The organism is Azorhizophilus paspali, from assembly GCF_043587585.2.
GTDB lineage: Bacteria > Pseudomonadota > Gammaproteobacteria > Pseudomonadales > Pseudomonadaceae > Azotobacter > Azotobacter paspali.
The window spans coordinates 1,946,645-1,971,754 of the sequence record NZ_CP171449.1 but is presented as its reverse complement, the minus strand read 5'-3'; the positions used below and the strand labels follow the sequence as shown (position 1 = coordinate 1,971,754).

Here is a 25,110-nt window from a genome sequence, read left to right as displayed (position 1 = left end):
GACCTCATCCCCTCGGCCCTGCTGGCCGCTCGGCCAACAGTAGCAGCTCGATCCCGAGAAAGGCGCTCGCGGCCTGGCGCAGGTTATCGAGCAGCCCCGCATGCGAGACGAAGCCCGGATGCACGACCAGCAGGCGGATCGGTCCGCCACCCTCGCGCAGGCGGCGCAGGCACCGGTAGGCGCGCCGGAAGCCGTCCGAATCGCCCTCGACCCACAGGCCCCAACGCGGCTGCTGGCAGGCTAGGGTGTGCAGGTACGGACTGTCCTCCGCCAGGGCGACCAATTGCCAGCGGGCCGGATCGCCGACCCAGGCATGGCCGTTGGCCCGCCAGCACCGCAGGGCTTGGCGCACCCGCTCCAGGCACTGGGAGCCGGACGGCAAACCGACTACCATCAGGGTCGGACGCAGCGTCCCGGCGATGTCCGACGATGGCGCCGTGATCGATGGCGCGGCGATGACGGACTCGGCGTCCGCGCCATGTCGCGCCGCCCAGCGGCGCAGGCCGGCGGCCTGATCGAGCGGACCGAAGCCATCTTGATCTTCCGGACCCGCCATCAGTAGCCGATCTCGTCGCCGAGTTGGCGGAAGGCGTCGCCAGCGGCCAGAAGATGCAACAAGGAATCGAGCTGCTGGGCGGGACCGCGCGGACGTCGCCCACCGCCCAGGCCGGCCAGCCTGGCGCGCAGGTCCATCGCCCAATCTTCGGTGGACTGATCCAGGCGGCTGGCGCCGGTGGCCAGGGCGGCGGCGAGAAACAGCCGCAGCTCCGTCCGCGGGGGAGCCTGAAGCTCGCCGAGCGCCTGCCAGGCACGCAAGGTCAGCGCCGGCAGATCCTCGCCGGCCAGCAGCAGACGCACCCCGTCGGCCTGCTCGACGAGCGCCTGGCGCTCCGTCTCGGGCGACCAGGCCAACCAGTAGCGCTGACCGAGCGAGCGGCCGCTGTCGACGTCGCGTAGGGTGCCGAACCAGGCTTGTAGCGGCCACGCCGCCCACTCCCCGGCACGCTCGCCGGCGACGCGCAAGGCGACCGGCAGATACCGCAGATCCAGCCATAGCGGTCGGCCACGATGGCGCAGTTGCAGGCTGCCATGGTTCTCGGCGACCTCGCCCAGGCGCGCCAGGGCACGACGTTCGCCCTGGAACTCGGCGCGATTGACGGAACGCGCCGCGCCGATCCAGGGACTGCGCAGGCGCGTCAGGGCTTGCAGGAAGCCGCCTTCCGGAGTCGCCGCCAGCAGGTGGCGACGCGCTTCGAGCCGCTCGAAGGCCCAGTCCAGACGCTGCTCGTATCCGGTCGGCAACAGGTGGGCCAGCCAGGGACGGAGTTGCAGTCGCCCCGCCGGGTCCAACGTCAGCAGCGGCATGTTCCAGGTGGCGCCCGGCACCGGCTTACCGCTGCCCCAGAGCAGTTGCCGCGCACCGCTGTCGTCGGCCTCGTCCTCCTCTTCCAGCAACCGGGCTAGCCGCTCGCCCTGTACGCCGGCCGGCAGGGCTGCCAGGCGCCAGGCGCGCTCCAGCAAGGCGAAACCGTCCAGTTCGCGGCGCAGCCCTTCGAACGCGGCGGTCAGGCTGCGGCCACGACCGAACAGACCGCGGGCCCAAGTGTCGAGGCGCCGTCCGCCGCCGTCCGGCACCTCCTCAGGCACGAACGGCGACGACTGGCTGGCCGCCAGTGCCTGTCGCAGCAGCGGCTGGGCCTCGGCCACCTGCAGGTCTTCCGGCACCTGCTGGCCGCTGGTCAGATAGTTCAGGCGCAGACCGTGGCGCATGAGGATGTCCAGTACCGGGCCGAGCCGCGCGGCCTCGTCGCACTTGCTGACGATGCAGTCGCGCAAGCGGGCGCCGACGGCCAGGGTGGCGCGCTGGTAGGTGCCGACCACCTCTTCCAAGGTGTCGCCGTGGCAGGCGGCGTTGAGCAGCAGCATCAGCCGCACCGGGCGGCCGGCGGCGCCGAGCTGGTTGATCTGGGTGAGCAGGCGGCGGTCGCGCTGGCTCATGCCGACGGTATCGATGATCACTAGATGCTTGTCGGCCAATCCGGCGAGCAGGGGTTCGAGCGGCGCGACGGCGGCCAGCGTGTGTACCTCGACGCCGAGTAGGCGGGCATAGATGCGCAGTTGCTCATGGGCACCGATACGGAAGCTGTCGGTGCTGATCAGGACAACCTGGCTGGCGCCATGGCGCATCACGTAACGCGCCGCGAGCTTGGCGGCGGTGGTAGTCTTGCCCACGCCGGTGGGGCCGACCAGGGCGATCACCCCGCCGGCATCGAGCAGCGCGGCCTCGTCTTCGAGCAATGGCAAGCGCGCTTCCAACTGACGCTCCAGCCAGGCTTGCAGGGCCGGCGCCGAGGCCGGGCCGGCGGCCAACTCGGCCGGCAGGCCGGCGAGGATCTCGTCGCCCAGACAGGGGCCGAAGCCAGCACCGAGTAGGCGCTGGCGCAGTTGGCCACGGCAGCCGCCGCCAGTCGCCGAGGCCGGCATCTGCCGGTCGAGCAGGGCGCGCATGTTCTGCATCTCGCCGAGCAGGCGCTGGCCGAGGGCGGCGAAGTCGAGGGGATCGGCCGTCGACGCGGGAGGGACCGGCATCCGCCCGGCCGGCGCGGCAGCGGACTCCCGGCACGCCTGCACGGCAGGGGACGCGGCGGCGGCCTGGGCCGCCTGTTGCTCCTCCTCGGCTAAGGCGAGAATTTCCACGCCTTCGGCGATGGGACGATTGGACAGGATCAGAGCATCCTCACCCAGGACCTCGCGCACTTGGCGCATGGCCTCGCGGCTGTTGGGCGCGACGAAACGTCTGACGCTCATGGATCATTTCCCCCCGATCAGGCTGGTCACGCGCAGGGAGCGGTCGTCGGGCAGCTCCACCATGGACATCACCACCAGATGGCGCAGGCGTCGGCGCAGGAAGCGCGAGAGCAGCGCGCGCAGCCGGTGCGGCACCACCAGCACCGGCGGCTCGCCGTTGGCCTCCTGGCGAGCCAGGGCGGTTTCGGTCTGCTGCATCAGGCTGTCGGCCAAGCCCGGCTCCAGGGCGCCGTTGTTCACCGCCTGCAGCAGCACCTGCTCCAGTTGCAGATCGAGGCCGATGACGTGCAGTTCGCTGCGGCTGCCGAACCACTGCTGGGTGATGGCGCGCCCCAGCGCCACGCGCACCATGGCGGTCAGTTCCTGGACATCGTTCGGCTGGGTAGCGGCGTGCTCGGCCAAGGCATCGAGGATGCTGCGCGTGTCGCGGATCGACACCTCCTCCTCAAGCAGGTTCTGCAGGATGCGCTGCAGGGTGTTGAGCGGGATCAGCTTGGGCACCACCTCCTCGACCAAGGCCTTGTTCTCGTCGCCGAGCTTGTCGAGCAGCCGCTGCACCTCGCCGCGTCCGAGCAGGTCGGCAGCATGCAAGTGCAGCAGGTGGTTGAGGTGGGTGGCGGTGACCGTGGCGGCGTCGACCACCGTGTAGCCGTAGATCTGCCCGTGCTCGCGCAGGTTCGCATCGATCCAGGTCGCCGGCAGGTTGAAGGCCGGGTCGATAGTGGCGACCCCTTCGAGGCGCCCACTGACCTGGCCGGGATCAATCGCCAGCCACTTGCCGGGATGGATCTCGCCACGGCCGATCTCCACACCCTTGAGGGTAATCAGGTAGGTGTTCGGGCCCAGCTCCAGGTTGTCACGGATGTGCACCACCGGCGGCAGGAAGCCGATGTCCTGGGCGAACTTCTTGCGCACGCTCTTGATCCGCGCGAGCAGTTCGCCCTGCTGGCGGTTGTCGACCAGCGGGATCAGCCGGTGGCCGACCTCCAGGCCCAGGGTGTCGACCAGTTGCACGTCGTCCCAACTGGCTTCCGGAGCCTCCATCCTGCTGGCCGGCGGCGCCTCGTTGACCACCTGCTCGATCAGGCGCTCCTGCTCGCGTCGGCTCAGCCACCAGCCGAGGCCGGCGAGCAGCCCGGTGAACAGCAGGAAGACGAAGTTGGGCATCCCCGGCACCAGGCCGAGCAGGCCGATCACAGCGGCGGCCAGGATCAGCACCTGCGGCCGGCTGAACAACTGGCCGATCATCTGCTGGCCGACGTCCTGCTCGGTATTCACCCGCGAGACGGTGACGCCGGCAGCGATGGAGATCACGAGCGCCGGAATCTGCGCCACCAGACCGTCGCCGATAGTCAGCATGACGTAGGTGTGGGCGGCGTCGGCGAAAGCCATGTCGTGCTGCAGCATACCGATCAGCAGGCCGCCGAGGATGTTCACCGCCATGATCACCATGCCGGCCATGGCGTCGCCGCGGACGAACTTGCTGGCGCCGTCCATCGAGCCGTAGAACTCGGCCTCTTGGGCCACCTCGCGGCGCCGCTGGCGGGCTTCCGCCTCGCCGATCAGGCCGGCGTTCAGGTCGGCGTCGATAGCCATCTGCTTGCCGGGCATGGAGTCGAGGGTGAAGCGCGCGCCCACTTCGGCGATGCGTCCGGCGCCCTTGGTAATGACCATGAAGTTGATGATCACCAGGATCAGGAACACCGCCAGGCCCACGGCGAAGTTGCCGCCAACCAGGAACTCGCCGAAGGCCTCGATCACCTTGCCGGCGGCGCCGGTGCCCGTGTGGCCCTCCATCAGCACCACACGGGTGGAGGCGACGTTCAGCGACAGGCGCAGCAGGGTAGTGAACAGCAGGATCGCCGGGAAGGCGGCGAAGTCCAGGGGTTTCTCGGTGAGCATGCTCACCAGCAGGACCATGATCGCCAGGGCGATGTTGAAGGTGAAGAACAGGTCGAGGACGAAGGGCGGCAGGGGCAGGATCATCATCGACAGAATGAGGATGATCAGCACCGGCCCGGCCAGCAGCTTGAAGTCCGGTCGCGCCTGCCAGGAGCCGGAGCCCAGTAGATTGGTCAAAGCTTTCATCGAGTCTGCGATTCCTCGGATTGGCCGCGCTCGTCCATGCCCTCCGGCACCGGCAGGTCGCGCGGGGTTTCCGGCATCTCGCCGCCCTCCTCGCGCACCTGCCGCAGGCGGTAGGCCCAGGCCAGCACTTCGGCCACGGCGGTATACAACTCCACCGGGATTTCCCGGTCGAGATCGACGTGGTAATAGAGCGCTCGCGCCAGAGGCGCGGCCTCCAGCAACGGTATGGAATGCTCGCCACCCAGCTCGCGGATGCGCGCGGCCAGCGCATCGGCGCCCTTGGCGACCACCCGCGGCGCGCCCATCTGCCCGTCCCGGTAGCTGAGCGCGACGGCGTAGTGGGTGGGGTTGGTGACGATCACGTCGGCCGTCGGCACCTTGCTCATCATCCGCGAGCGCGCCATAGTCTGCTGCTGCGAACGGATGCGTCCCTTGAGGTGAGGATCACCCTCCGACTCCTTGTGCTCCTGGCGCAGTTCCTCTTTGCTCATGCGTAATTTCCTGGCGTGGCTCCACAACTGGTAGGGCACATCCAGAGCCACCACCAAGATCAGCCCCAGCACGATCATCGCGCTGGCCAAGGCCATCAGCCGTATGGCATCGGCCAGGGCCTCGTGGATCGGCATGCCGGACAGCGCCATCAGTTCGTCGATGTGTTTGCGCAGGAAAAACACCGCGATCCAGCCGACCAGGATGCTCTTGGCGACGGCCTTGCCTAGTTCGGCCAGCGCCTGGGTCGAGAAGACCCGCTTGAGGCCCTTGAGCGGGTTGAGCCGGGCCAGTTGCGGCTGCAGCGCCTTGGCCGAAATCAGCAAACCGCCGAGCAGCGACGGCGCGACCAGAGCCACCACCGCCATCAGCAGGAACAGCGGCAGCAACGTGAACAGCGTGCCCTCGCCCAACTCCCAGAAACGCGTCAGCATGCGGGCGCTATCGAAGGCCTGGGCCCGCTCGAACAGCAGGGCCTGCTCCATGACCTCGGCCAGCCGCTCGTGGAGCAGCCCGCCCATGCTCCACAGGGCGGCGACGCCGGCCAGCAGCAGCAGGAAGGTGGTCAACTCGCGTGAACGGGCGACCTGCCCCTCTTCCCGGGCCTTCTCCAGGCGTCGCGGACTCGCCGCTTCAGTCTTTTCCTGATCGCTGTTCTCGTCAGCCATGATCCACCAGTGCGCCGCCGGCGACTCATGCAAATGAACGGCGGCCATTCTGCAGGGACATGTCCAGAGGCCATCATCCGAACAGCGTGACGAATTCCATGTTTATGCGGCGATTGGCGAAGGTCGGGAGAAATGCCCGCCGCACGCCCACGGGTGCCCGGACGACAGGAACCGGCTCGCTGGCGATGCGCTAGGGCCTGTTAACACTAAATGTTATGCTTGGCGTATGGAACTGACCGCTGCCCAATTTCGCCGCATCGAAGATTGCCTGCCACGGCAACGCGGCCGTGTCTCGCTCGACAACCTGCAAGTGCTCAACGCCATGCTGTACGTGGCTGAGAACGGCTGCAAATGGCGCGCATTGCCCGAACGTTTCGGCAATTGGCACACGATCTACACACGCCTGAACCGTTGGGCCAAGGCCGGCGTGCTCGATCGCGTGTTCGCGCGGATGCAGACGGAGCAACTGATCAGGATTCGCTTCGAATCGGTCAGCCCGGACAGCACCCTCGTCAAGGTGCATCCCGATGGCACGGGCGCACGAAAAAAAACGCTGCCCAATCCATCGGTCGCTCCCGAGGAGGCCGGACCACCAAAGTTCGTTTGGCTGCCGCGAATGATTGCCGCGTTCTCGCCTTCTCCCTGACCCCTGGGCAAGCCGGGGATGGCCCTGCCGGTCGGGCACCGATGCGCACGCTGGCGCGACCCGAAGGGCATTGCCACCTGATCATGGACTGTGCCTATCAGGGGGGCGACACGCGGCACTTGGCCCTGGAGTTGGGCTTCGATCCTGTCGTGCCGCCCAATCCCCAACGGCTGCAGCCATGGGAATAGGATCGGCAGGTCTACAAGAAGCGCAATCAGGTCGAACGCTTGTTGCGTCGATTGAAGGGCTTTCGCAGAGTGTTCAGTCGGTTCGACAAGCTCGACCCGATGTTTGTCGCCTTCATCCACTTGGCTCTCATCGCGGATGCCCTAGGTTTGTGTTAACAGACCCTAGGACAAAAGCGATCGCGAGCAAGCTCACTCCACACCTGGCTACGGCTGCAACGGTGAAGGTTCGCCGTTCCCCCTTGTGGAGCGGATTCATTCGCGACCTGCGCCGAAGGCGCGACAAGTCGGCATCGGCACCCCGTGGGCGGGTCGGTCGTGGATAAATCCGCGCCTACACCAAGTCACGATGGATGGATGGCTCCGGCCGTCCACCCTACACGCTGTCGCTCGGTGAGCGGCAAGACGCTATCTACTCCCAAGTCAGAAGCCGAGCTGTTCGAGCAGATCGTCGACCTGATCCTGGCTGGCCACCGCATCGCCCGGAGTGGGCTTGATCTGCGGTCCGTTGAGCAGCTTCTTGTGCTCGTCGACTGGTTCCCACTCAGCCTCGGCCAGACGTTTCAGAACCATCTGTTCGTCGCCGTCGGGCACGCTGTCGATCAGAACCTGGACCAATTGATGCTCAATCGCCTGGATCACCTCCATCATCTTCTTGATCACCTGGCCGGTCAGGTCCTGAAAATCCTGGGCCATCAGAATTTCCAACAACTGCCCCTGGGTCGCCTGGGTCAGTTGCGGCACGGCGGCCAGATAGGCACGGGTGTCGGTGACCAATGCCTTGGCCTGTTCCAGCTCCATCGGATCGGCGAACCAAGCCTGCCAGCGCTCGTCTAGCGCCTTCGCGCCCTCGGCCAGTTCGTCCTGGATCGGCTGGGCGCGGTCGACGGCGTTGAGTGCCCGCTCGGCGGCCTGCTCGGTCATCGCGGCGATGTAGCAGAGACGATCGCGCGCATCCGGGATCGCCTGGGCTGCCTTTTCGATTTCCTTGTCCAGACCCAGTTCGCGCATGCTGTCGCGCAACATCCGGGTAAGCTGGCCGATACGCTGGATCAAATTCTCGAGGTTGGCAGTGCCATCCCCGTTCAGCTCGTTGGCGCTCATGGACCTGCCTCCTTTCCTGAGTTTACTTACCCAGTTTTTCGAAGATCTTGTTCAGTTTTTCCTCTAGGATCGCGGCGGTGAAAGGCTTGACCACATACCCATTGGCCCCTGCCTGCGCTGCGGCAATGATGTTTTCCTTCTTTGCCTCGGCGGTCACCATCAGCACCGGTAGGTGCTTGAGCCCATCGTCGGAGCGGATCTGCTTGAGCATCTCTAGGCCGTCGAGATTGGGCATGTTCCAGTCCGAGACGACGAACTCGAAGCCCCCCCCACGCAGCTTGTTCAGCGCGTCCTGGCCGTCCTCGGCCTCATCCACGTTGTTGAAGCCCAGCTCCTTGAGCAGGCTGCGGACGATCCGGCGCATGGTCGGAAAGTCGTCCACCACCAGAATGCTCATGTTCTTGTCAGCCATTGTTATGGTTCCCCTCGCAATCAAGGGCGGGCATATTGTCGAAACCCGCTGTGGCATGCAAACGGGGCGCGGTACGCGCCCCTCGTTGTTATCGATCCGCCGGGCGATCTCCCCGGTCAAAACTCATTCCAGTGTCCTTCGGCAGCGGCTAGGGCCGGGACGGCGCTTCCCTTCGCGCCGGGCGGCTGGCGTCCCTGCTTTGGGCCGGCCTGTGCCAGCAGAGGCACGGCGGTGCGCGGCGCCCGGGTTTCCTGCGGCGACGCATGCGACTGCTCCGCGCTCAGGCGGAACACCGCCACCGCCTCCTCCAGGTGTCGTGACTGCTCGGCCAGCGAGGCCGAGGCCGAGGCCGCCTCCTGTACCAGCGCCGCGTTCTGCTGGGTCACCTCGTCCATCTGCACCACCGCCGTATTCACTTGGGCGATCCCCTCGCTCTGTTCGTGCGAAGCCGCCGAGATTTCGTCGATGATGTCGGTCACCCGCTGCACCGCCTTCACCACCTCTTCCATGGTCCGCCCGGCCTGCTCGACCAGTTGCGAGCCGTCGCCGACCCGCTTGCTGGAGGCCTCGATCAGCGCCTTGATCTCCCGCGCCGCCTCCGCCGAACGACCGGCCAGGTTGCGCACCTCGCCGGCCACCACCGCGAAGCCGCGGCCCTGCTCGCCGGCACGCGCCGCCTCCACCGAGGCGTTCAGCGCCAGGATATTGGTCTGGAAGGCGATCGAGTCGATGACCCCGACGATCTTGGTGATCTGCGCCGAGCTGTCGCTGATCTCGCGCATCGTCTCCACCACCCGACCGACCACCTCGCGGCCCTGGCCGGCGGTGCCCGAGGCATCGTTGGCCAGCGCGCTGGCCTGGCGGGCGTTGTCGGCGTTCTGCTTCACCGTCGCGGTCAGCTCTTCCATGCTCGCCGCGGTTTCCTCCAGCGAGGCGGCCTGCTGCTCGGTACGCGAGGACAGGTCGGCGTTGCCGCTGGCGATCTGTTGCGCGCCGACCAGGATCGAACCGCTGCCGGCGCGCACGCTGGTAACGATCCGCGATAGGCTTTCCTGCATCTCGCCCAGCGCGCCGAGCAACCGGCCGATCTCGTTGCGCGAGGTCACCGGGATCGGCTGCGACAAATCGGCGCGGGCCAGGCGCTGCACATGCTCCATCGCCTCGTTCACCGGGCGGACCACCAAGCCCATCATCATCGCCCACATGGCCAGCATCAGGAGCAGGGCGACGGCCAGGGAAACACCGCCGAGGATGGAAGAGATCAGGATGTTTTCACGATGTTCGGCCTGTTGGCGATCATCCTCGACGGCCAGATAGTTCATGATCTCCGTCATGGCCTTTAAGGTTTTCGGCGCGAGCCTATCCGTCATGTCCCGTTCGAGCTTGTCGAAAGCTTCGCGGTTTCCCGCCTTCCAGGCCTCGAGCAGCAGTTCGCTTCCGACCATCGCTTCCTTCAGGGTGGATATCGCCAGGGCGAACAGCTCGCGCCCTTTCTCCTCGGCGAACGGCGGCATGGCCTCCAGTTCACTCAGCGTCCCGTGTCCACCGTCGATCCACTTCTGGTCCACCGCCCGAATATGTTCCCGGACCGAATCGTCGATCTGACCGGTGGCGGCGAGCTTGGCGCCGATCATAATGCGCGCAAAGGATTTCACCCGAAACAGCTCGCTCTGCAGCACCAAATTGAAGCGTTTAGCGGTCTGCGTCCGCTCTTCGAACGCTCGACTGGCCTTACCGGTACTAATGTAATTCAGTGTGACGACGGTACTGATCAACAGGGCAAAACAGACCAGGGTGGTAGTGACGATCGCCTTGATACTCAAGCCACGCAAAAAATCCTTCATACAGCTCTTCTCCTAATACCCGAGCAAAAACACCTGCGCCCAGCCATGAGGCCAGGCGACTCTCCTTGCCAGGCATTCGCTCGCCGACGCGCCTCGGCGGAATCCGTTCCGCCTTCATTCTTCAGCGAGCGATCCCGGTCAGAATTCCTCCCACTGCTCCTCGGCGACGGCCTTGGCCGGCTGGGCATGCGCCTTTTCCGGCAGCGCCTTCGGCCGTGCCGCCGGACGGACCTGTGTCAACGACCGGGTCGCCGGCAGCGACTCGCCTTGCTTCTGCTCCGCCGAACGCCGCTGCTCCGCGCCCAGGCGGAACACCGCCACCGCCTCCTCCAGGTGTCGTGACTGCTCGGCCAGCGAGGCTGAGGCCGAGGCCGCCTCCTGTACCAGCGCCGCGTTCTGCTGGGTCACCTCGTCCATCTGCGCGATCGCCGTATTCACTTGGGCGATCCCCTCGCTCTGTTCGTGCGAAGCCGCCGAGATTTCGTCGATGATGTCGGTCACCCGCTGCACCGCCTTCACCACCTCTTCCATGGTCCGCCCGGCCTGCTCGACCAGTTGCGAGCCGTCGCCGACCCGCTTGCTGGAGGCCTCGATCAGCGCCTTGATCTCCCGCGCCGCCTCCGCCGAACGACCGGCCAGGTTGCGCACCTCGCCGGCCACCACCGCGAAGCCGCGGCCCTGCTCGCCGGCACGCGCCGCCTCCACCGAGGCGTTCAGCGCCAGGATATTGGTCTGGAAGGCGATCGAGTCGATGACCCCGACGATCTTGGTGATCTGCGCCGAGCTGTCGCTGATCTCGCGCATCGTCTCCACCACCCGACCGACCACCTCGCGGCCCTGGCCGGCGGTGCCCGAGGCATCGTTGGCCAGCGCGCTGGCCTGGCGGGCGTTGTCGGCGTTCTGCTTCACCGTCGCGGTCAGCTCTTCCATGCTCGCCGCGGTTTCCTCCAGCGAGGCGGCCTGCTGCTCGGTACGCGAGGACAGGTCGGCGTTGCCGCTGGCGATCTGTTGCGCGCCGGCCAGGATCGAACCGCTGCCGGCGCGCACGCTGGTAACGATCCGCGATAGGCTTTCCTGCATCTCGCCCAGCGCGCCGAGCAACCGGCCGATCTCGTTGCGCGAGGTCACCGGGATCGGCTGCGACAAATCGGCGCGGGCCAGGCGCTGCACATGCTCCATCGCCTCGTTCACCGGGCGGACCACCAAGCCCATCAGCATCACCCACAGGGCCAACATCAGGAGCAGGGCGGCGACCAGCGAAACACCGCCGATGATGGCGAAGATGGTGAGGTTGGTGCTGTACTCGGACATCTGCTCATGACTACGGGCTTCGAGATAGGCCATGGTGTCCGCCAGATTCTGGTTGATCTCCGGACCGCGCTTGTACATCAAGTCATATTCGAGGCGGTCGAAGGTTTCGGTGTCGCGCTTCGCCCAGGCCTCCAACTGTTGAGCGAGGATATCGAGCGACTCGGCCAGACTCGTTACCGCCTTATCCAGCAGCTTGCGTCCCTCCTCCTTGGCAATCGGTCGCATGGCCTGGACGTCCGCCAGAAATTTTCTGGCCTGACTGATCCGATCCTCGATATCGGCCTGTTGCTGCTGCCGCTCCGTGGGAGGGATCTGGCCGACAAGACTCATCTTGTAGAAAACTTCCAGTCGCGTCATGCCTCTCAGGCGGAAGGTATCGGCCTGACGCAACAGGTCGATCCTGGTCCCCGTGCGCGTCCGGTCCTCGAGTGCCTGGCTGCCCAGTATGGTTCCCCTATAGCCCAGGCCGGCGACGATAACCAGAAATAGGGCGAAACAGCTCAGGGTGACGGCGATCACCGTCCTGATGCTCAGATTACGCAAAAAACCCACCATTAAACTTTCTCCATCGGCTGCCAGTACAGTCTTTGCAATCGGACCCGCTCTCCCTTCAGGGAGCGACAGCCTTCTTGAAATTTCGCTTTCGCGCGACACCCCTTGTTGGCCGAGAAAATCACCCCCGCGGCCCTGCCGGCGTGCCTGCGCATCAGCCTAAAGAGTCATGAACGGAACCCGTTCCGGCCGAATCCGCCCCGGCGGACATCGTCTCCCCACTACCCTCGACAGCGGCACTGACACCCGCCCCGTACCTTTTCCCGCAGCGAGCGCCGAACCTCTGCGCTAGCGCACCGCCATCTGCCCCGAAGGGCTCTGGCTGCGGCCTCAGACCCGCTGCGCCCGCCCGGAGGCTGCCACCTGCTTGAGAATCCGCTCGGCCATATGTTCGAGCGATACCACCTCGCAGGCTCCGCCAAGAGCAATGCCTTCTCGCGGCATGCCAAACACGACACAACTGGCCTCGTCCTGGGCGAAGGTGAAAGCGCCGGCCTGGCGCATCTCCAAGAGCCCGCGCGCGCCGTCCTTACCCATGCCGGTGAGTAGCACGCCGATGGCATTGCGTCCGGCGTTCTCCGCCGCGGAGCGGAACAGCACATCCACCGACGGACGATGGCGGTTGACCGGCGCGCCCTCGTCCAGCCGCGCGATGTAGTTGGCGCCGCTGCGCGCCAGCTTGAGGTGAGCGGTTCCCGGCGCGATGTAGGCGTGTCCGGGTAGAATGCGCTCGCCGTCCTCGGCTTCCTTGACGGCGATATTGCACAGGCGGTCCAACCGCTCGGCGAACGAGCGGGTGAAGCCGCCTGGCATGTGCTGGACGATGAGGTTGGCGGTCTGCATCCGCTCTTCGAACGCTCGACCGGCCTTATTGGTGCTAATGTAATCCAGTGTGACGACGGCACCGATCAACAGGGCAAAACAAACCAGGGTGGTAGTGACGATCGCCTTGATACTCAAGCCACGCAAAAAATCCTTCATACAGCTCTTCTCCTAATACCCGAGCAAAAACACCTGCGCTCAGCCATGAGGCCAGGCGACTCTCCTTGCCAGGCATTCGCTCGCCGACGCGCCTCGGCGGAATCCGCTCCGCCTTCATTCTTCAGCGAGCGATCCCGGTCAGAACTCCTCCCACTGCTCCTCGGCGACGGCCTTGGCCGGCTGGGCATGCGCCTTTTCCGGCAGCGCCTTCGGCCGTGCCGCCGGACGGACCTGTGTCAACGACCGGGTCGCCGGCAGCGACTCGCCTTGCTTCTGCTCCGCCGAACGCCGCTGCTCCGCGCCCAGGCGGAACACCGCCACCGCCTCCTCCAGGTGTCGTGACTGCTCGGCCAGCGAGGCCGAGGCCGAGGCCGCCTCCTGTACCAGCGCCGCGTTCTGCTGGGTCACCTCGTCCATCTGCGCGATCGCCGTATTCACTTGGGCGATCCCCTCGCTCTGTTCGTGCGAAGCCGCCGAGATTTCGTCGATGATGTCGGTCACCCGCTGCACCGCCTTCACCACCTCTTCCATGGTCCGCCCGGCCTGCTCGACCAGTTGCGAGCCGTCGCCGACCCGCTTGCTGGAGGCCTCGATCAGCGCCTTGATCTCCCGCGCCGCCTCCGCCGAACGACCGGCCAGGTTGCGCACCTCGCCGGCCACCACCGCGAAGCCGCGGCCCTGCTCGCCGGCACGCGCCGCCTCCACCGAGGCGTTCAGCGCCAGGATATTGGTCTGGAAGGCGATCGAGTCGATGACCCCGACGATCTTGGTGATCTGCGCCGAGCTGTCGCTGATCTCGCGCATCGTCTCCACCACCCGACCGACCACCTCGCGGCCCTGGCCGGCGGTGCCCGAGGCATCGTTGGCCAGCGCGCTGGCCTGGCGGGCGTTGTCGGCGTTCTGCTTCACCGTCGCGGTCAGCTCTTCCATGCTCGCCGCGGTTTCCTCCAGCGAGGCGGCCTGCTGCTCGGTACGCGAGGACAGGTCGGCGTTGCCGCTGGCGATTTGTTGCGCGCCGGCCAGGATCGAGCCGCTGCCGGCGCGCACGCTGGTAACGATCCGCGATAGGCTCAGGCGCATTTCGCATAGTGTGCGGAGCAACTGGCCGATCTCGTTGCACGAGGTCACCGGGATCGGTTGCGACAGGTCGGCGCGGGCCAGGCGCTGCACATGCTCCATCGCCTCGTTCACCGGGCGGACCACCAAGCCCATCAGCATCACCCACAGGGCCAACATCAGGAGCAGGGCGGCGACCAGCGAAACACCGCCGATGATGGCGAAGATGGTGAGGTTGGTGCTGTACTCGGACATCTGCTCATGACCACGGGCTTCGAGATAGGCCATGGTGTCCGCCAGATTCTGGTTGATCTCCGGACCGCGCTTGTACATCAAGTCATATTCGAGGCGGTCGAAGGTTTCGGTGTCGCGCTTCGCCCAGGCCTCCAACTGTTGAGCGAGGATATCGAGCGACTCGGCCAGACTCGTTACCGCCTTATCCAGCAGCTTGCGTCCCTCCTCCTTGGCAATCGGTCGCATGGCCTGGACGTCCGCCAGAAATTTTCTGGCCTGACTGATCCGATCCTCGATATCGGCCTGTTGCTGCTGCCGCTCCGTGGGAGGGATCTGGCCGACAAGACTCATCTTGTAGAAAACTTCCAGTCGCGTCATGCCTCTCAGGCGGAAGGTATCGGCCTGACGCAACAGGTCGATCCTGGTCCCCGTGCGCGTCCGGTCCTCGAGTGCCTGGCTGCCCAGTATGGTTCCCCTATAGCCCAGGCCGGCGACGATAACCAGAAATAGGGCGAAACAGCTCAGGGTGACGGCGATCACCGTCCTGATGCTCAGATTACGCAAAAAACCCACCATTAAACTTTCTCCATCGGCTGCCAGTACAGTCTTTGCAATCGGACCCGCTCTCCCTTCAGGGAGCGACAGCCTTCTTGAAATTTCGCTTTCGCGCGACACCCCTTGTTGGCCGAGAAAATCACCCCCGCGGCCCTGCCGGCGTGCCTGCGCATCAGCCTAAAGAGTCATGAACGGAACCCGTTCCGGCCGAATCCGCCCCGGCGGACATCGTCTCCCCACTACCCTCGACAGCGGCACTGACACCCGCCCCGTACCTTTTCCCGCAGCGAGCGCCGAACCTCTGCGCTAGCGCACCGCCATCTGCCCCGAAGGGCTCTGGCTGCGGCCTCAGACCCGCTGCGCCCGCCCGGAGGCTGCCACCTGCTTGAGAATCCGCTCGGCCATATGTTCGAGCGATACCACCTCGCAGGCTCCGCCAAGAGCAATGCCTTCTCGCGGCATGCCAAACACGACACAACTGGCCTCGTCCTGGGCGAAGGTGAAAGCGCCGGCCTGGCGCATCTCCAAGAGCCCGCGCGCGCCGTCCTTACCCATGCCGGTGAGTAGCACGCCGATGGCATTGCGTCCGGCGTTCTCCGCCGCGGAGCGGAACAGCACATCCACCGACGGACGATGGCGGTTGACCGGCGCGCCCTCGTCCAGCCGCGCGATGTAGTTGGCGCCGCTGCGCGCCAGCTTGAGGTGAGCGGTTCCCGGCGCGATGTAGGCGTGTCCGGGTAGAATGCGCTCGCCGTCCTCGGCTTCCTTGACGGCGATATTGCACAGGCGGTCCAACCGCTCGGCGAACGAGCGGGTGAAGCCGCCTGGCATGTGCTGGGCGATGAGGATAGCCGGGCTGTTGGCCGGCAACGGTTCGAGCACGGCGCGGATCGCCTCGGTGCCGCCGGTGGAGGCGCCGATGATCACCAGCTTCTCGCTGGAGAGGATCGGCGCCTGCAGCGCCCTGGGCCGCAGAGCGCTGGCCGGAAGCGCCTGGCGCGGGCGCGAACAAGCGGCGGCGCGGATCTTCTCGGCGATCAGTTCGCTGTAATCGAGCATGCCGTGGCGAATGCCCATCTGCGGCTTGGCGATGAAGTCCAAGGCGCCCAGCTCCAGAGCGCGCAGGGTGACCTCCGAGCCGGCCTGGGTCAGCGAGGAGACCATCAGCACCGGCATGGGCCGCAGACGCATCAGCCGTTCGAGGAAATCGAGACCGTCCATGCGCGGCATTTCGACGTCGAGGGTCAGTACGTCCGGGTTGTGCTGCTTGATCAGGTCGCGGGCGACCAGGGGATCGGCGGCGACGGCCACCACTTCCATATCCGGTTGCGCGTTGATGATTTCGCTCAGGAGGTCGCGTATCAGCGCCGAATCGTCGATGCACAACACGCGGATCTTGGGACTGCCCATCGGGATCTCCTTTTTGACGGCTAGCCCCATCGCCGCCACCCCGTCCGGGGGGCGGGGGTCGGCCGTTAGGGCTGCTTATTCCCGACATATCGACCGATCGGCGTCGAACTTTAGGAAGGAGCTCCTCTCCCCGGACCAATCGTCTCGCTCGCGGTCGGCGGGACAGCGCCAACGAGCCTGCTCCGACGGGGCGCGTCCGGAGCAGCGTTCAGACCGGCCGCAAGATCAATACCCCCAGCGGCGGCAACTTGAGGTTGAGGCTGAAGGGTTGGCCGTGGCTGGCCAGTTCGTCGGCGACGACGCCGCCGGCGTTGCCGAGGTTGGAGCCGCCGTAGCATTCGGCATCGCTGTTGAGGGCCTCCTGCCAGTCGCCGCCGCTGGGCACGCCGATCCGGTAGCCATGGCGCACCACCGGCGTGAAGTTGGCGATCACCAGCAGCGGCCGCCCCCCGCGGTCCCGGCGCAACCAGGAGAACACACTGTTGTGACGGTCGTCGCCGATCAGCCACTGGAAGCCTTGCGGCACGCAGTCCTGCTCGTGCAGCGCCGGCTCCCGGCGGTACAGCCGGTTGAGGTCCTTGACCAGTTGCTGCACCCCCTGATGATCGTCGTAGTTGAGCAGGTACCAGTCTAGTTCGTGGTCGTGGCTCCACTCGCGCCACTGGCCGAACTCGCACCCCATGAACAGGAGCTTCTTACCCGGCATGCTCCACATGAAGCTCAGGTAGGCGCGCAGGTTGGCGAACTTCTGCCAGCGATCGCCGGGCATCTTGTCGATCAGCGAGCGCTTGCCGTGCACCACCTCGTCGTGGGAGATAGGCAGGATGAAACGTTCGGAGAAGGCGTAGATCAGGCCGAAGGTCATGCGATCGTGGTGATAGGCGCGGTGGATCGGGTCTTCGGCCATGTACTTCAGGGTGTCGTGCATCCAGCCCATGTTCCACTTGTAATCGAAGCCCAGCCCGCCCTCGGCGGTCGGCCTGCTGACCCCAGGCCAGGCGGTGGACTCCTCGGCGATCACCAGCGTGCCGGGCGCCTCGGTCTTGACCACGTCGTTGAGGTGGCGCAGGAAGTCGATGGCCTCGAGGTTCTCGCGCCCGCCGTGGCGGTTGGGAATCCACTCGCCGTCCTTGCGCGAATAGTCGCGGTAAAGCATCGAAGCCACCGCGTCGACGCGCAGTCCGTCGACGTGGAACTCGCGCAGCCAGTACAGCGCCGAAGCGATCATGAAGCCGTGCACCTCGGTACGCCCGAGGTTGTAGATGAAGGTGTCCCAGTCCTGGTGAAAGCCCTCGAAGGGATGCTCGTACTCGTAGAGGGCGGTGCCGTCGAAACGGCCGAGGCCATGGCTGTCGGTGGGAAAGTGCGCCGGCACCCAGTCGAGAATCACACCGATGCCGGCCTGATGGCAGGCGTCGACGAAGGCGGCGAGGTCCTCGCGCCGGCCGTAGCGGGCGCTGGGAGCGAACTGCGACAGCGGCTGGTAGCCCCAGGAACCGCCGAACGGGTGCTCCATGATCGGCAACAGCTCTACATGGGTGTAGCCCATCTCCCGTACGTAGGGGATCAGCCGCTCGATCAGCCGCTGCCAGCCGAGCAGCCGGCCGTCCTGGTCGCGCCGCCAGGAACCAACGTGCAGTTCGTAGATCGCCAGCGGCGCGTCCGCCGCCTGGCGGGCGGCACGCTGGCTCATCCACTCCCGGTCCCGCCAGTCGTGCTGCAGCGGCGCGGCAACCACCGAGGCGGTATTCGGCGGGCTTTCGGTCGCCAGCGCCACGGGGTCGGCCTTCAGTGGCAGGATGCAGTGGGAGCCGAGCAGTTCGTACTGGTAGGACTCGCCCGGCCTCAGGCGTGGAATGAAGAGTTCCCAGATCCCGGCCGGATAGCGCAGGCGCATCGAATGGCGGCGGCCGTCCCAGCCGTTGAAGGGACCGACCACCGAGACACGCCGGGCGTTCGGCGCCCACACGGCGAAGCGCACCCCCTCCACCCCGTCGACGTTCAGGCATTGGGCCCCCAGGCAGCGACCGAGGTCGCGGTGATTGCCTTCGGCGAACAGGTAGAGGTCCGTCTCGCCCAGCAGGGGGCCGAAACTGTAGGGGTCCTCGCTCAGTTGCTCACCCGAGGCCCAGCGGATGCGCAGCAGATAGGCGCGCGCCTTGGCGAGGCGGCAGACGAACAGGCCCGGCACGCGGCTGGCCCGCATGTCGGCGAGCTTCTCGCCGGAGTCGCGGGCGAGCAGCTCCACGGCCAGGGCATTCGGTAGGTAGACGCGTACCAGCGTGCCATTGTCGTGGGGGCCAAGTATCGCGAAAGGATCGCCGTGCTCGCCGCGCACCAGGGCATCGATGTCCGCTTCGCTGGGCAGCAGGGAGTCGTCGTTGTCGGGCTGGGTCTGCGATGGGCTCATTGCGCTTCTCCATCCAGTAGCTGTTGCGCCAGATTCGCCAGGCCCCGCAGCGGTACGGCCAGCCAGGCGGGGCGGTTTTCGGCCTCGTAGGCGATTTCGTAGGCGGTCTTTTCCAGGCTGAACAGCGCCAGCGCGGCCTCCTCGCCGTCCGGCACGGCCCAGGCATGGCCGATCTCGGCCGCCGCCCGGCGGTAGGCGGCGAGGAAAGCTTGGCAGGCGTTCGCCTGGTACAGCGAGGCGATGCGCCAGCGGGCCTGGTCGGCCGCCTCGGAGCTGTCGACGCTCTGTGCGTTGCGCATGGCCATGTCGGCGGCATAGCTGATCGAGCGCAGCACGCCGCTGACGTCCTTGTAAGGGCTGTGCTTAGCGCGGCGCGCGGCGAGCGGCCGCGACGGCTCGCCCTCGAAGTCGATCAGGTAGGCGTCGCCCTGCACCACCAGCAACTGGCCGAGGTGCAGATCACCATGCACGCGGATGCGCAGGCTGCCGACGCAGGCCTCGGCCAGTTCGCCGACTTTCTCCAGCAGGGCATCACGCTGCAGCAGCAAATGCTCGACGGCGGCCCGCTCCTCCTCGGCCAGCGTCGCCTGCCGCTGGGCGAGGATTTCCAGGGCTTGCCCCAGTTGCGCGCCGATGCTCTCGGTCCACTGCGCCGCTTGCTCGGGACCGGCGGTTTCGCGAGCGAAATCCGGGTCCTCGGTGGGCGCGGCCAGGGCCATGTGCATCTCACCGAGGCGCTGGCCGAGCTGGCGGGAAAAGCTTTCCAGTTCGTACAGCGCGCTGTACTGGCTCTCCAGGGTCGACTCGCCGCCGGCCAGTTCGTCGCGGATGGCCCGGTCGAGGGTGTTCTGCGTCCACTCCCAGGCATCGCCCTGGTTCTCCAGGTAGCGCTGCAGGATCATCAGCACGGCGCAGCCGCCCTGGGCATCGACCCGGCACACCTCGCCGAGCACGCTGGCGATATTGGCGAAGCCGTACCCGGTGAGGTGCAGGCCCATCTCCAGTTCGGGATGCACGCCGACGGACACCCGGCGAATCAGCTTGAGCACCAGGGCGTTGCCAAGCACCGCCGAGCTGTTGGATTGCTCGGCGGAGATGTAGCGCACCTCGGCGTCGGCCGGCAGCTCGACCTTGTCCAGTTGCGCGGTGGGCAGAAAGCGCAACTCGCCCTGCTCGAAGGCCAGCACGCGGCGCTCGCGCAACGCCTGGACCGTCGCGCGGACGAAGCCATCCAGGGTGAAGGCGTCGGTCAACAGGCCCACCCGCCGGTCACGGCGCACCCGGGTCATGGCCAGTTGCTGGGGCAAGGCGCTGCCGAACTCCTCCTCGGGAAGAAATCCCAGCGGCAACTGGTAGCGCTGTGGGCCGCCCTCGCCGCCGACCTCGATCTCGCTGAGCAGTACGGGGCGCGGCAGATTACCGAAGGTCGCCGTATAAGCGATGTGCACGTTGCCCGAGGGCGCGCCCTTGCCGGCGAACCAGCGACGCTTGGGCAGGTAGGCCGGCAACACCTCCTTCTCCAGGATGCGCCGGTTGGGGTCCACTAGCAGATCGTCGAGGCGCCTGAGCACCAGGGTCTGGAATTCGGGCATACCCTCGACCGGCTTGATGTGCCAATTGGGCATCTGCGAGGCGGGCGCCAGCAGGAACCAGCAGAAGCCATAGGGCGGCAGGGTCAGCAGGTAGGGTAACTGGCCGATCGGCGGGAAGGCGCTGCCGCCGGTCATCTCCACCGGCACCATGCCGGCGAATTGGGGCAGCTCCAGTTCCACCGCCTGGGCCGAGCGCGAGACGTTGGCCACGCAGAGGATGGTCTCACTGCTACCGTCCGCGCCATGGTATTCGCGCAGGTAGGCGAAGATGCGCCGGTTGGCCGGCGCCAGCAGCCGCAGCGAGCCACGGCCGAAAGCCCTCTGCTGCTTGCGCACGGCGAGCATGCGCCGGGTCCAGTTGAGCAGCGAATAGATGTCGCGCTGCTGAGCCTCGACGTTGACGCTCTGGAAGCCGTACAGCGGGTCCATGACCGGCGGCAGCACCAGTCCGGCCGGATCGGCGCGGGAAAAACCGCCGTTGCGGTCGTTGCTCCACTGCATGGGCGTGCGTACCCCGTCGCGGTCGCCCAGGTAGATGTTGTCGCCCATGCCGATCTCGTCGCCGTAGTAAATCACTGGCGTGCCCGGCATCGACAGCAGCAGGCTGTTGAGCAGTTCGATGCGCCGCCGGTCGCGCTCCAGTAGCGGCGCCAGGCGCCGGCGTATCCCCAGATTGATCCGCGCGCGACGGTCGGCAGCGTAGAAGTTCCACAGATAGTCGCGCTCGCGGTCGGTGACCATCTCCAGGGTCAGTTCGTCGTGGTTGCGCAAGAAGATCGCCCACTGGCAGTCGGATGGGATGTCCGGGGTCTGGCGCAGGATGTCGGTCATCGGGAAACGGTCTTCCTGGGCGATGGCCATGTACATGCGCGGCATCAGCGGGAAGTGGAAGGCCATATGGCATTCGTCGCCCTTCCCCTCCGGGGCGCCGCCGAAGTAGAGCTGAGTGTCCTCCGGCCACTGGTTGGCCTCGGCCAGCAGCATGCGGTCCGGGTAGCGAGCGTCCAGCTCGGCGCGGATGCGCTTGAGCACCTGGTGGGTCTCGGGCAGGTTCTCGTTGTTGGTGCCGTCGCGCTCGATCAGGTAGGGAATGGCATCCAGGCGCAGACCGTCGACGCCCAGGTCGAGCCAGTAGCGCATGATGCCGAGTACCGCCTTCATCACCTGCGGGTTGTCGAAGTTGAGATCCGGCTGGTGCGAATAGAAGCGGTGCCAGAAGTACTGGCCGGCCACCGGGTCCCAAGTCCAGTTGGACTTCTCGGTATCGAGAAAGATGATCCGGGTTTCCTGATACTTGTCGTCGCTATCCGACCAGACGTAGAAGTTGCGCGCCGCCGAGCCCTTCCTGGCCCGCCGCGCCCGCTGGAACCAGGGATGCTGGTCGGAGGTGTGGTTGATCACCAGTTCGGTGATCACCCGCAGGCCGCGCCGGTGCGCCTCGGCGATGAGGCGTCGTACGTCGGCGAGGCTGCCGTAGTCTGGATGCACGCCGCGGTATTCGGCGATGTCGTAGCCGTCGTCGCGACGCGGCGAAGGGTAGAACGGCAGCAGCCAGATGGTGTTGACCCCCAGGTCGGCGATGTAGTCCAGCTTGGCGATCAGCCCCGGGAAATCACCAATGCCGTCGTTGTTCGAGTCGAAGAACGACTTGACGTGCACCTGGTAGATCACCGCGTCCTTGTACCAGAACGGGTCCTCGAGAAAGGCGACGGACTTGAACGATTGATCCATTGTTCTCTGCTCCTGGATGCCAGCGGTTTACTCCGGTGGGGTCAGCTTCCAGATACCGAAGGGCAGATAGTCGGGGTCGAGGCGCGTCCACTGCTTCTTGCCGTGCCAGGTCCAGCGATGGCCGCTCATCAGATCCTCGCCGTGCATGTCGGCGTGGTCGGGCAGGCCGAACTCCCAGAGCGGCAGCTCGAAATGGGCCTCCTGGGCGTGCCAGGGATCGAGGTTGACGGCGACCAGGACGAAGTTGGAGAGGTCCGGCGTACGCTTGCCGAACAGCAGGATGTTGTCGTTCCAGATGTTATACGGCTCGAAGCCGAGATGGGTCTGCAGCGCCGGATTGTAGCGACGGATGCGGTTGAGCTGGGCGATCTCGGCGACGATGTTGCCGGGCACCTGGTAGTCGCGCGGGCGGATCTCGTACTTCTCCGAGTCGAGGTATTCCTCCCTGCCGGGCAGCGCCGCCGCCTCGCACAGCTCGAAACCCGAGTACATGCCCCACAGCCCGGAGCCCATGGTCGCCAGCGCGGCACGGATCAGGAAACCGGCGCGCCCGGAGTGCTGCAGGAAGAAAGGGTTGATGTCCGGCGTGTTGACGAAGAAGTTCGGTCGCATGCAGTGCCTGGCCGGCGCCTCGTTCAGCTCGGTGAAGTAGGCGGTCAGTTCTTCCTTGGCATTGCGCCAGGTGAAATAGGTGTAGCTCTGCGAAAAGCCAAGCTTGCCCAGGCGCAGCATCATCGCCGGGCGGGTGAAGGCCTCGGCGAGAAAGATCACTTCCGGGTGCCGGCCGCGCACGTCGCCAATCAGCCATTCCCAGAACGGCAATGGCTTGGTGTGTGGGTTGTCGACGCGGAAGACCTTCACCCCCTCGGCGACCCAGCCGAGCAACACGTCGCGCAGCGCCACCCAGAGGTCGGGGATGGCGTCCTTGGCGTAGAAGTCGACGTTGACGATATCCTGGTACTTCTTCGGCGGATTCTCGGCGTAGCGGATGCTGCCGTCCGGGCGCCAGGAGAACCAGCCGGGATGCTGCTTCAGCCAGGGGTGGTCCTGGGAGCATTGCACGGCGAAGTCCAGGGCAATCTCCAGATCGTACTCGCCGGCGGCGGCGACCAGTTCGCGGAAATCCTCGCGCGAACCCAGTTGCGGGTGGATGGCCTCGTGACCGCCCTCCTCGCCGCCGATGGCATAGGGGCTGCCGGGATCGTCCGGCCCGGCCTCCAGGCTGTTGTTTCGGCCTTTGCGAAAGCGCCGGCCGATCGGATGGATCGGAGGGAAGTAAAGGACATCGAAGCCCATGTCGTGGATCGCCGGCAGGCGGGCGATGACGTCCTTGAAGGTACCGTGGCGATGCGGGCTGTCGGTCTGCGAGCGGGGGAAGAGTTCGTACCAACTGGCGAACAGGGTCCGTTCGCGCTCCACGTCCAGGGGGAAGGCATTGCTGTAGATGCGATGCGGATGCGGGTCGGCAGCGCTCATGGCGGCGCAAGCCTCGGCGCTCAGCAGCAGCTCCACGGCTTCGGTGTGCGGAGCCTGCTCCAGACGCCGCAGGAGATCCTCCAACGTGGCACGCACCTCGCCCTGGGCGTGTTCGGCGGCCCGCTGCAGATGCAGGCGGCCCTCTTGCAGCTCCAAGGAGACCGGCACCCCGGCGGCATGCTTCTTCTGCAATTCGTGCCGGTAGGTTTCGTAGAGATCCCACCAGGCCTCGACCACGAACAGATGCCGGGCGACGCGCAGCGGCGTGAACTCGACCTGCCAGCGGTCGTTGCCGACGAACTTCATGCGCAGGCGGTGCCAACCGCTCTCGCCGTCGGCGCGCCAGTAGAGGGCGGCGCCGAGTTGGTCGTGGCCATCAGTGAAGATAGTGCTGGCCACCGTCACCGACTGGCCGGCGATCGCCTTGACGGCGAAGCGTCCGTTGTCGAGAACCGGTTCGGTGTTCTCGATGGCGATCCGCGGTAAACGCAGCGCTTCTTCCAGGGTCGGACGACGGTTCTCGCAATGCACGCCGGGCTGGCTGGTGTCGGACATCGGGCACGTTCCTCTGCTGGACAACCATCGGAAGCAGGCGACTGGCGCGATCGGCATTGGCCGGCCATGTTGACTCCGATGGCGGATGCGTAAAAAAAGTTCTATCTCTAGCCGTCGATCGGCGGAACCCGTCGGCCGCCGCCTCTATTTATGAGTTATAGATAACAAACGCGACCGGTACGGACTTCTGAGTCGAGCTATTGTCTAGAATCACATTTAGGTCCAGCGCGGGCGGGGTGCTGCGGTCGATCTGTCGCAGGAACTCGAGAAACGCCTTGGCTGACCTTGCCCGTCAAGATGCCAAAGGCGGCATACAGGCTGGCCGTCCCGTGACGCTTGTAGCCTGCGTCCGCCGCTCAACCTGCCCGGGCTTGAGCGGCAGCATTCGTCAGCAGACAGCACTAGGGCCTGTTAACACTACTCTCCGCGAGCCGTGTTGCTGCGCCAAATGGCGCCAGGCCGGGCCACAATCGGCGAGGCGCGGGACGCAGCAGGAAATGGCATTGCCTTGCCAAGTCTTGCAACGACACATGGCGCCATTTGCCGCGCAGCCTGGGCGGCCCCACCCGCAGGGACGGGCCTGTTTTTGCGCGGTGCGTCGTTGCTCGTCGTTCGTTTGGAATGACCAAACTTCTCTGCTCGCGCCTCACCCCGCGCAAAAACAGGCTCCGTCGCGGCCGCGCGGAGTAGTGTTAACAGGCCCTGGGGCGTTGTCGGGCGGATTCAAGTACAGCCCGACGACATCGACCACTTTGTCTGCAAAGTGCGGGTCGTTACTGATCTTGAAGATTTTCAGCCGGTGCGGCTTGAGACCGGCAGCCGCCACACCTTGTGCGACTTGCCAGATACCGACCGGCTAACGCCTGCGTAGCGGTCGCCTCCCGACATCGGAGCTCATGGCCGGGCTGGTTCGCTGCGGCACCGGCGCAATCGACTTTGGGGCATGAGTCGCTGAACGTTCTGCCGACCCAGTGCGAGGATTGACGCTCCGCAGGTGGGTGAA

Annotated in this window: 14 protein-coding genes and 2 pseudogenes; 1 reads left to right on the top strand and 15 read right to left on the bottom strand. The window is 66.0% G+C overall.

What is annotated here, in order from left to right:
- Positions 1-4: 4 nt before the first annotated feature.
- From ACGI6K_RS09660 to flhB, 4 genes are read right to left on the bottom strand one after another with little or no spacing between them, the layout of a single operon-like run.
- Positions 5-556, bottom strand: a complete 552-nt coding sequence (locus ACGI6K_RS09660; protein WP_376948871.1) for a hypothetical protein — start codon at positions 554-556, stop codon at positions 5-7.
- A complete protein-coding gene (flhF, locus tag ACGI6K_RS09655) occupies positions 556-2,808 on the bottom strand; it encodes a flagellar biosynthesis protein FlhF (protein ID WP_376948873.1) in 2,253 nt (750 codons plus the stop codon). The genes ACGI6K_RS09660 and flhF overlap by 1 nt, the downstream gene beginning before the upstream one ends.
- A gap of 3 nt (positions 2,809-2,811) precedes the next feature.
- A complete protein-coding gene (flhA, locus tag ACGI6K_RS09650) occupies positions 2,812-4,896 on the bottom strand; it encodes a flagellar biosynthesis protein FlhA (RefSeq protein WP_376948875.1) in 2,085 nt (694 codons plus the stop codon).
- Positions 4,893-6,101 (bottom strand): flagellar biosynthesis protein FlhB, encoded by a 1,209-nt coding sequence (gene flhB / locus ACGI6K_RS09645; RefSeq protein WP_377968532.1) that lies wholly within the window; start codon positions 6,099-6,101, stop codon positions 4,893-4,895. Before flhB ends, flhA begins: the two co-directional genes overlap by 4 nt.
- 178 nt (positions 6,102-6,279) lie before the next feature.
- On the opposite strand from flhB, the pseudogene ACGI6K_RS09640 reads away from it, so the two are divergent.
- Positions 6,280-7,043, top strand: a pseudogene (locus ACGI6K_RS09640) (IS5 family transposase).
- A gap of 264 nt (positions 7,044-7,307) precedes the next feature.
- On the opposite strand, the gene cheZ reads toward ACGI6K_RS09640, so the two are convergent.
- The 11 genes and pseudogenes from cheZ to ACGI6K_RS09585 form a co-directional block, all read right to left on the bottom strand.
- Entirely contained in the window at positions 7,308-7,988 is a 681-nt protein-coding gene (gene cheZ / locus ACGI6K_RS09635) for a protein phosphatase CheZ (RefSeq protein ID WP_376948879.1), read from the bottom strand.
- Between the two features lie 22 nt (positions 7,989-8,010).
- On the bottom strand, positions 8,011-8,400 hold the full coding sequence (gene cheY, locus ACGI6K_RS09630) for a chemotaxis response regulator CheY (RefSeq protein WP_376948881.1): 390 nt from the start codon (positions 8,398-8,400) through the stop codon (positions 8,011-8,013).
- 116 nt (positions 8,401-8,516) lie between these two features.
- Positions 8,517-10,244 (bottom strand): methyl-accepting chemotaxis protein, encoded by a 1,728-nt coding sequence (locus ACGI6K_RS09625; protein WP_377968531.1) that lies wholly within the window; start codon positions 10,242-10,244, stop codon positions 8,517-8,519.
- 138 nt (positions 10,245-10,382) lie between these two features.
- Entirely contained in the window at positions 10,383-12,110 is a 1,728-nt protein-coding gene (locus ACGI6K_RS09620) for a methyl-accepting chemotaxis protein (RefSeq protein ID WP_377968530.1), read from the bottom strand.
- A gap of 327 nt (positions 12,111-12,437) precedes the next feature.
- Complete coding sequence (locus ACGI6K_RS09615) at positions 12,438-12,950, bottom strand: chemotaxis protein CheB (protein WP_394543955.1); 513 nt, start codon at positions 12,948-12,950, stop codon at positions 12,438-12,440.
- Between the two features lie 276 nt (positions 12,951-13,226).
- Positions 13,227-14,954: a methyl-accepting chemotaxis protein gene (locus ACGI6K_RS09610; RefSeq protein WP_377968529.1), complete on the bottom strand. Its 1,728-nt coding sequence runs from the start codon at positions 14,952-14,954 to the stop codon at positions 13,227-13,229.
- A 327-nt stretch (positions 14,955-15,281) separates the two neighbouring features.
- The gene (locus tag ACGI6K_RS09605) at positions 15,282-16,343 is read right to left on the bottom strand and encodes a protein-glutamate methylesterase/protein-glutamine glutaminase (RefSeq protein ID WP_377968528.1); all 1,062 of its coding nucleotides are present in this window, start codon (positions 16,341-16,343) and stop codon (positions 15,282-15,284) included.
- A 208-nt stretch (positions 16,344-16,551) separates the two neighbouring features.
- Positions 16,552-18,753 carry a 1,4-alpha-glucan branching protein GlgB gene (gene glgB / locus ACGI6K_RS09600; RefSeq protein ID WP_376948099.1) on the bottom strand — a complete coding sequence of 734 codons (2,202 nt, stop codon included), beginning with the start codon at positions 18,751-18,753 and terminating at the stop codon, positions 16,552-16,554.
- Positions 18,750-22,076 (bottom strand): maltose alpha-D-glucosyltransferase, encoded by a 3,327-nt coding sequence (gene treS / locus ACGI6K_RS09595; protein ID WP_376948100.1) that lies wholly within the window; start codon positions 22,074-22,076, stop codon positions 18,750-18,752. The genes glgB and treS overlap by 4 nt, the downstream gene beginning before the upstream one ends.
- A gap of 27 nt (positions 22,077-22,103) precedes the next feature.
- Entirely contained in the window at positions 22,104-24,107 is a 2,004-nt protein-coding gene (locus tag ACGI6K_RS09590; RefSeq protein WP_376948101.1) for an alpha-1,4-glucan--maltose-1-phosphate maltosyltransferase, read from the bottom strand.
- 706 nt (positions 24,108-24,813) lie between these two features.
- Positions 24,814-24,954, bottom strand: a pseudogene (locus ACGI6K_RS09585) (IS630 family transposase); the annotation flags it as partial.
- Positions 24,955-25,110: the final 156 nt, after the last annotated feature.

What these genes read in the sequence shown, in the direction of transcription:
- flhA (WP_376948875.1), bottom strand. Translation starts at nt 4,896, where the DNA reads ATGAAAGCTTTGACCAATCTACTGGGCTCCGGCTCCTGGCAGGCGCGA.
- ACGI6K_RS09615 (WP_394543955.1), bottom strand. Translation starts at nt 12,950, where the DNA reads ATGCAGACCGCCAACCTCATCGTCCAGCACATGCCAGGCGGCTTCACC.
- ACGI6K_RS09620 (WP_377968530.1), bottom strand. Translation starts at nt 12,110, where the DNA reads ATGGTGGGTTTTTTGCGTAATCTGAGCATCAGGACGGTGATCGCCGTC.
- ACGI6K_RS09660 (WP_376948871.1), bottom strand. Translation starts at nt 556, where the DNA reads ATGGCGGGTCCGGAAGATCAAGATGGCTTCGGTCCGCTCGATCAGGCC.
- cheZ (WP_376948879.1), bottom strand. Translation starts at nt 7,988, where the DNA reads ATGAGCGCCAACGAGCTGAACGGGGATGGCACTGCCAACCTCGAGAAT.
- cheY (WP_376948881.1), bottom strand. Translation starts at nt 8,400, where the DNA reads ATGGCTGACAAGAACATGAGCATTCTGGTGGTGGACGACTTTCCGACC.
- glgB (WP_376948099.1), bottom strand. Translation starts at nt 18,753, where the DNA reads ATGAGCCCATCGCAGACCCAGCCCGACAACGACGACTCCCTGCTGCCC.
- ACGI6K_RS09590 (WP_376948101.1), bottom strand. Translation starts at nt 24,107, where the DNA reads ATGTCCGACACCAGCCAGCCCGGCGTGCATTGCGAGAACCGTCGTCCG.
- flhB (WP_377968532.1), bottom strand. Translation starts at nt 6,101, where the DNA reads ATGGCCGCCGTTCATTTGCATGAGTCGCCGGCGGCGCACTGGTGGATC.
- flhF (WP_376948873.1), bottom strand. Translation starts at nt 2,808, where the DNA reads ATGAGCGTCAGACGTTTCGTCGCGCCCAACAGCCGCGAGGCCATGCGC.
- ACGI6K_RS09605 (WP_377968528.1), bottom strand. Translation starts at nt 16,343, where the DNA reads ATGGGCAGTCCCAAGATCCGCGTGTTGTGCATCGACGATTCGGCGCTG.
- ACGI6K_RS09610 (WP_377968529.1), bottom strand. Translation starts at nt 14,954, where the DNA reads ATGGTGGGTTTTTTGCGTAATCTGAGCATCAGGACGGTGATCGCCGTC.
- treS (WP_376948100.1), bottom strand. Translation starts at nt 22,076, where the DNA reads ATGGATCAATCGTTCAAGTCCGTCGCCTTTCTCGAGGACCCGTTCTGG.
- ACGI6K_RS09625 (WP_377968531.1), bottom strand. Translation starts at nt 10,244, where the DNA reads ATGAAGGATTTTTTGCGTGGCTTGAGTATCAAGGCGATCGTCACTACC.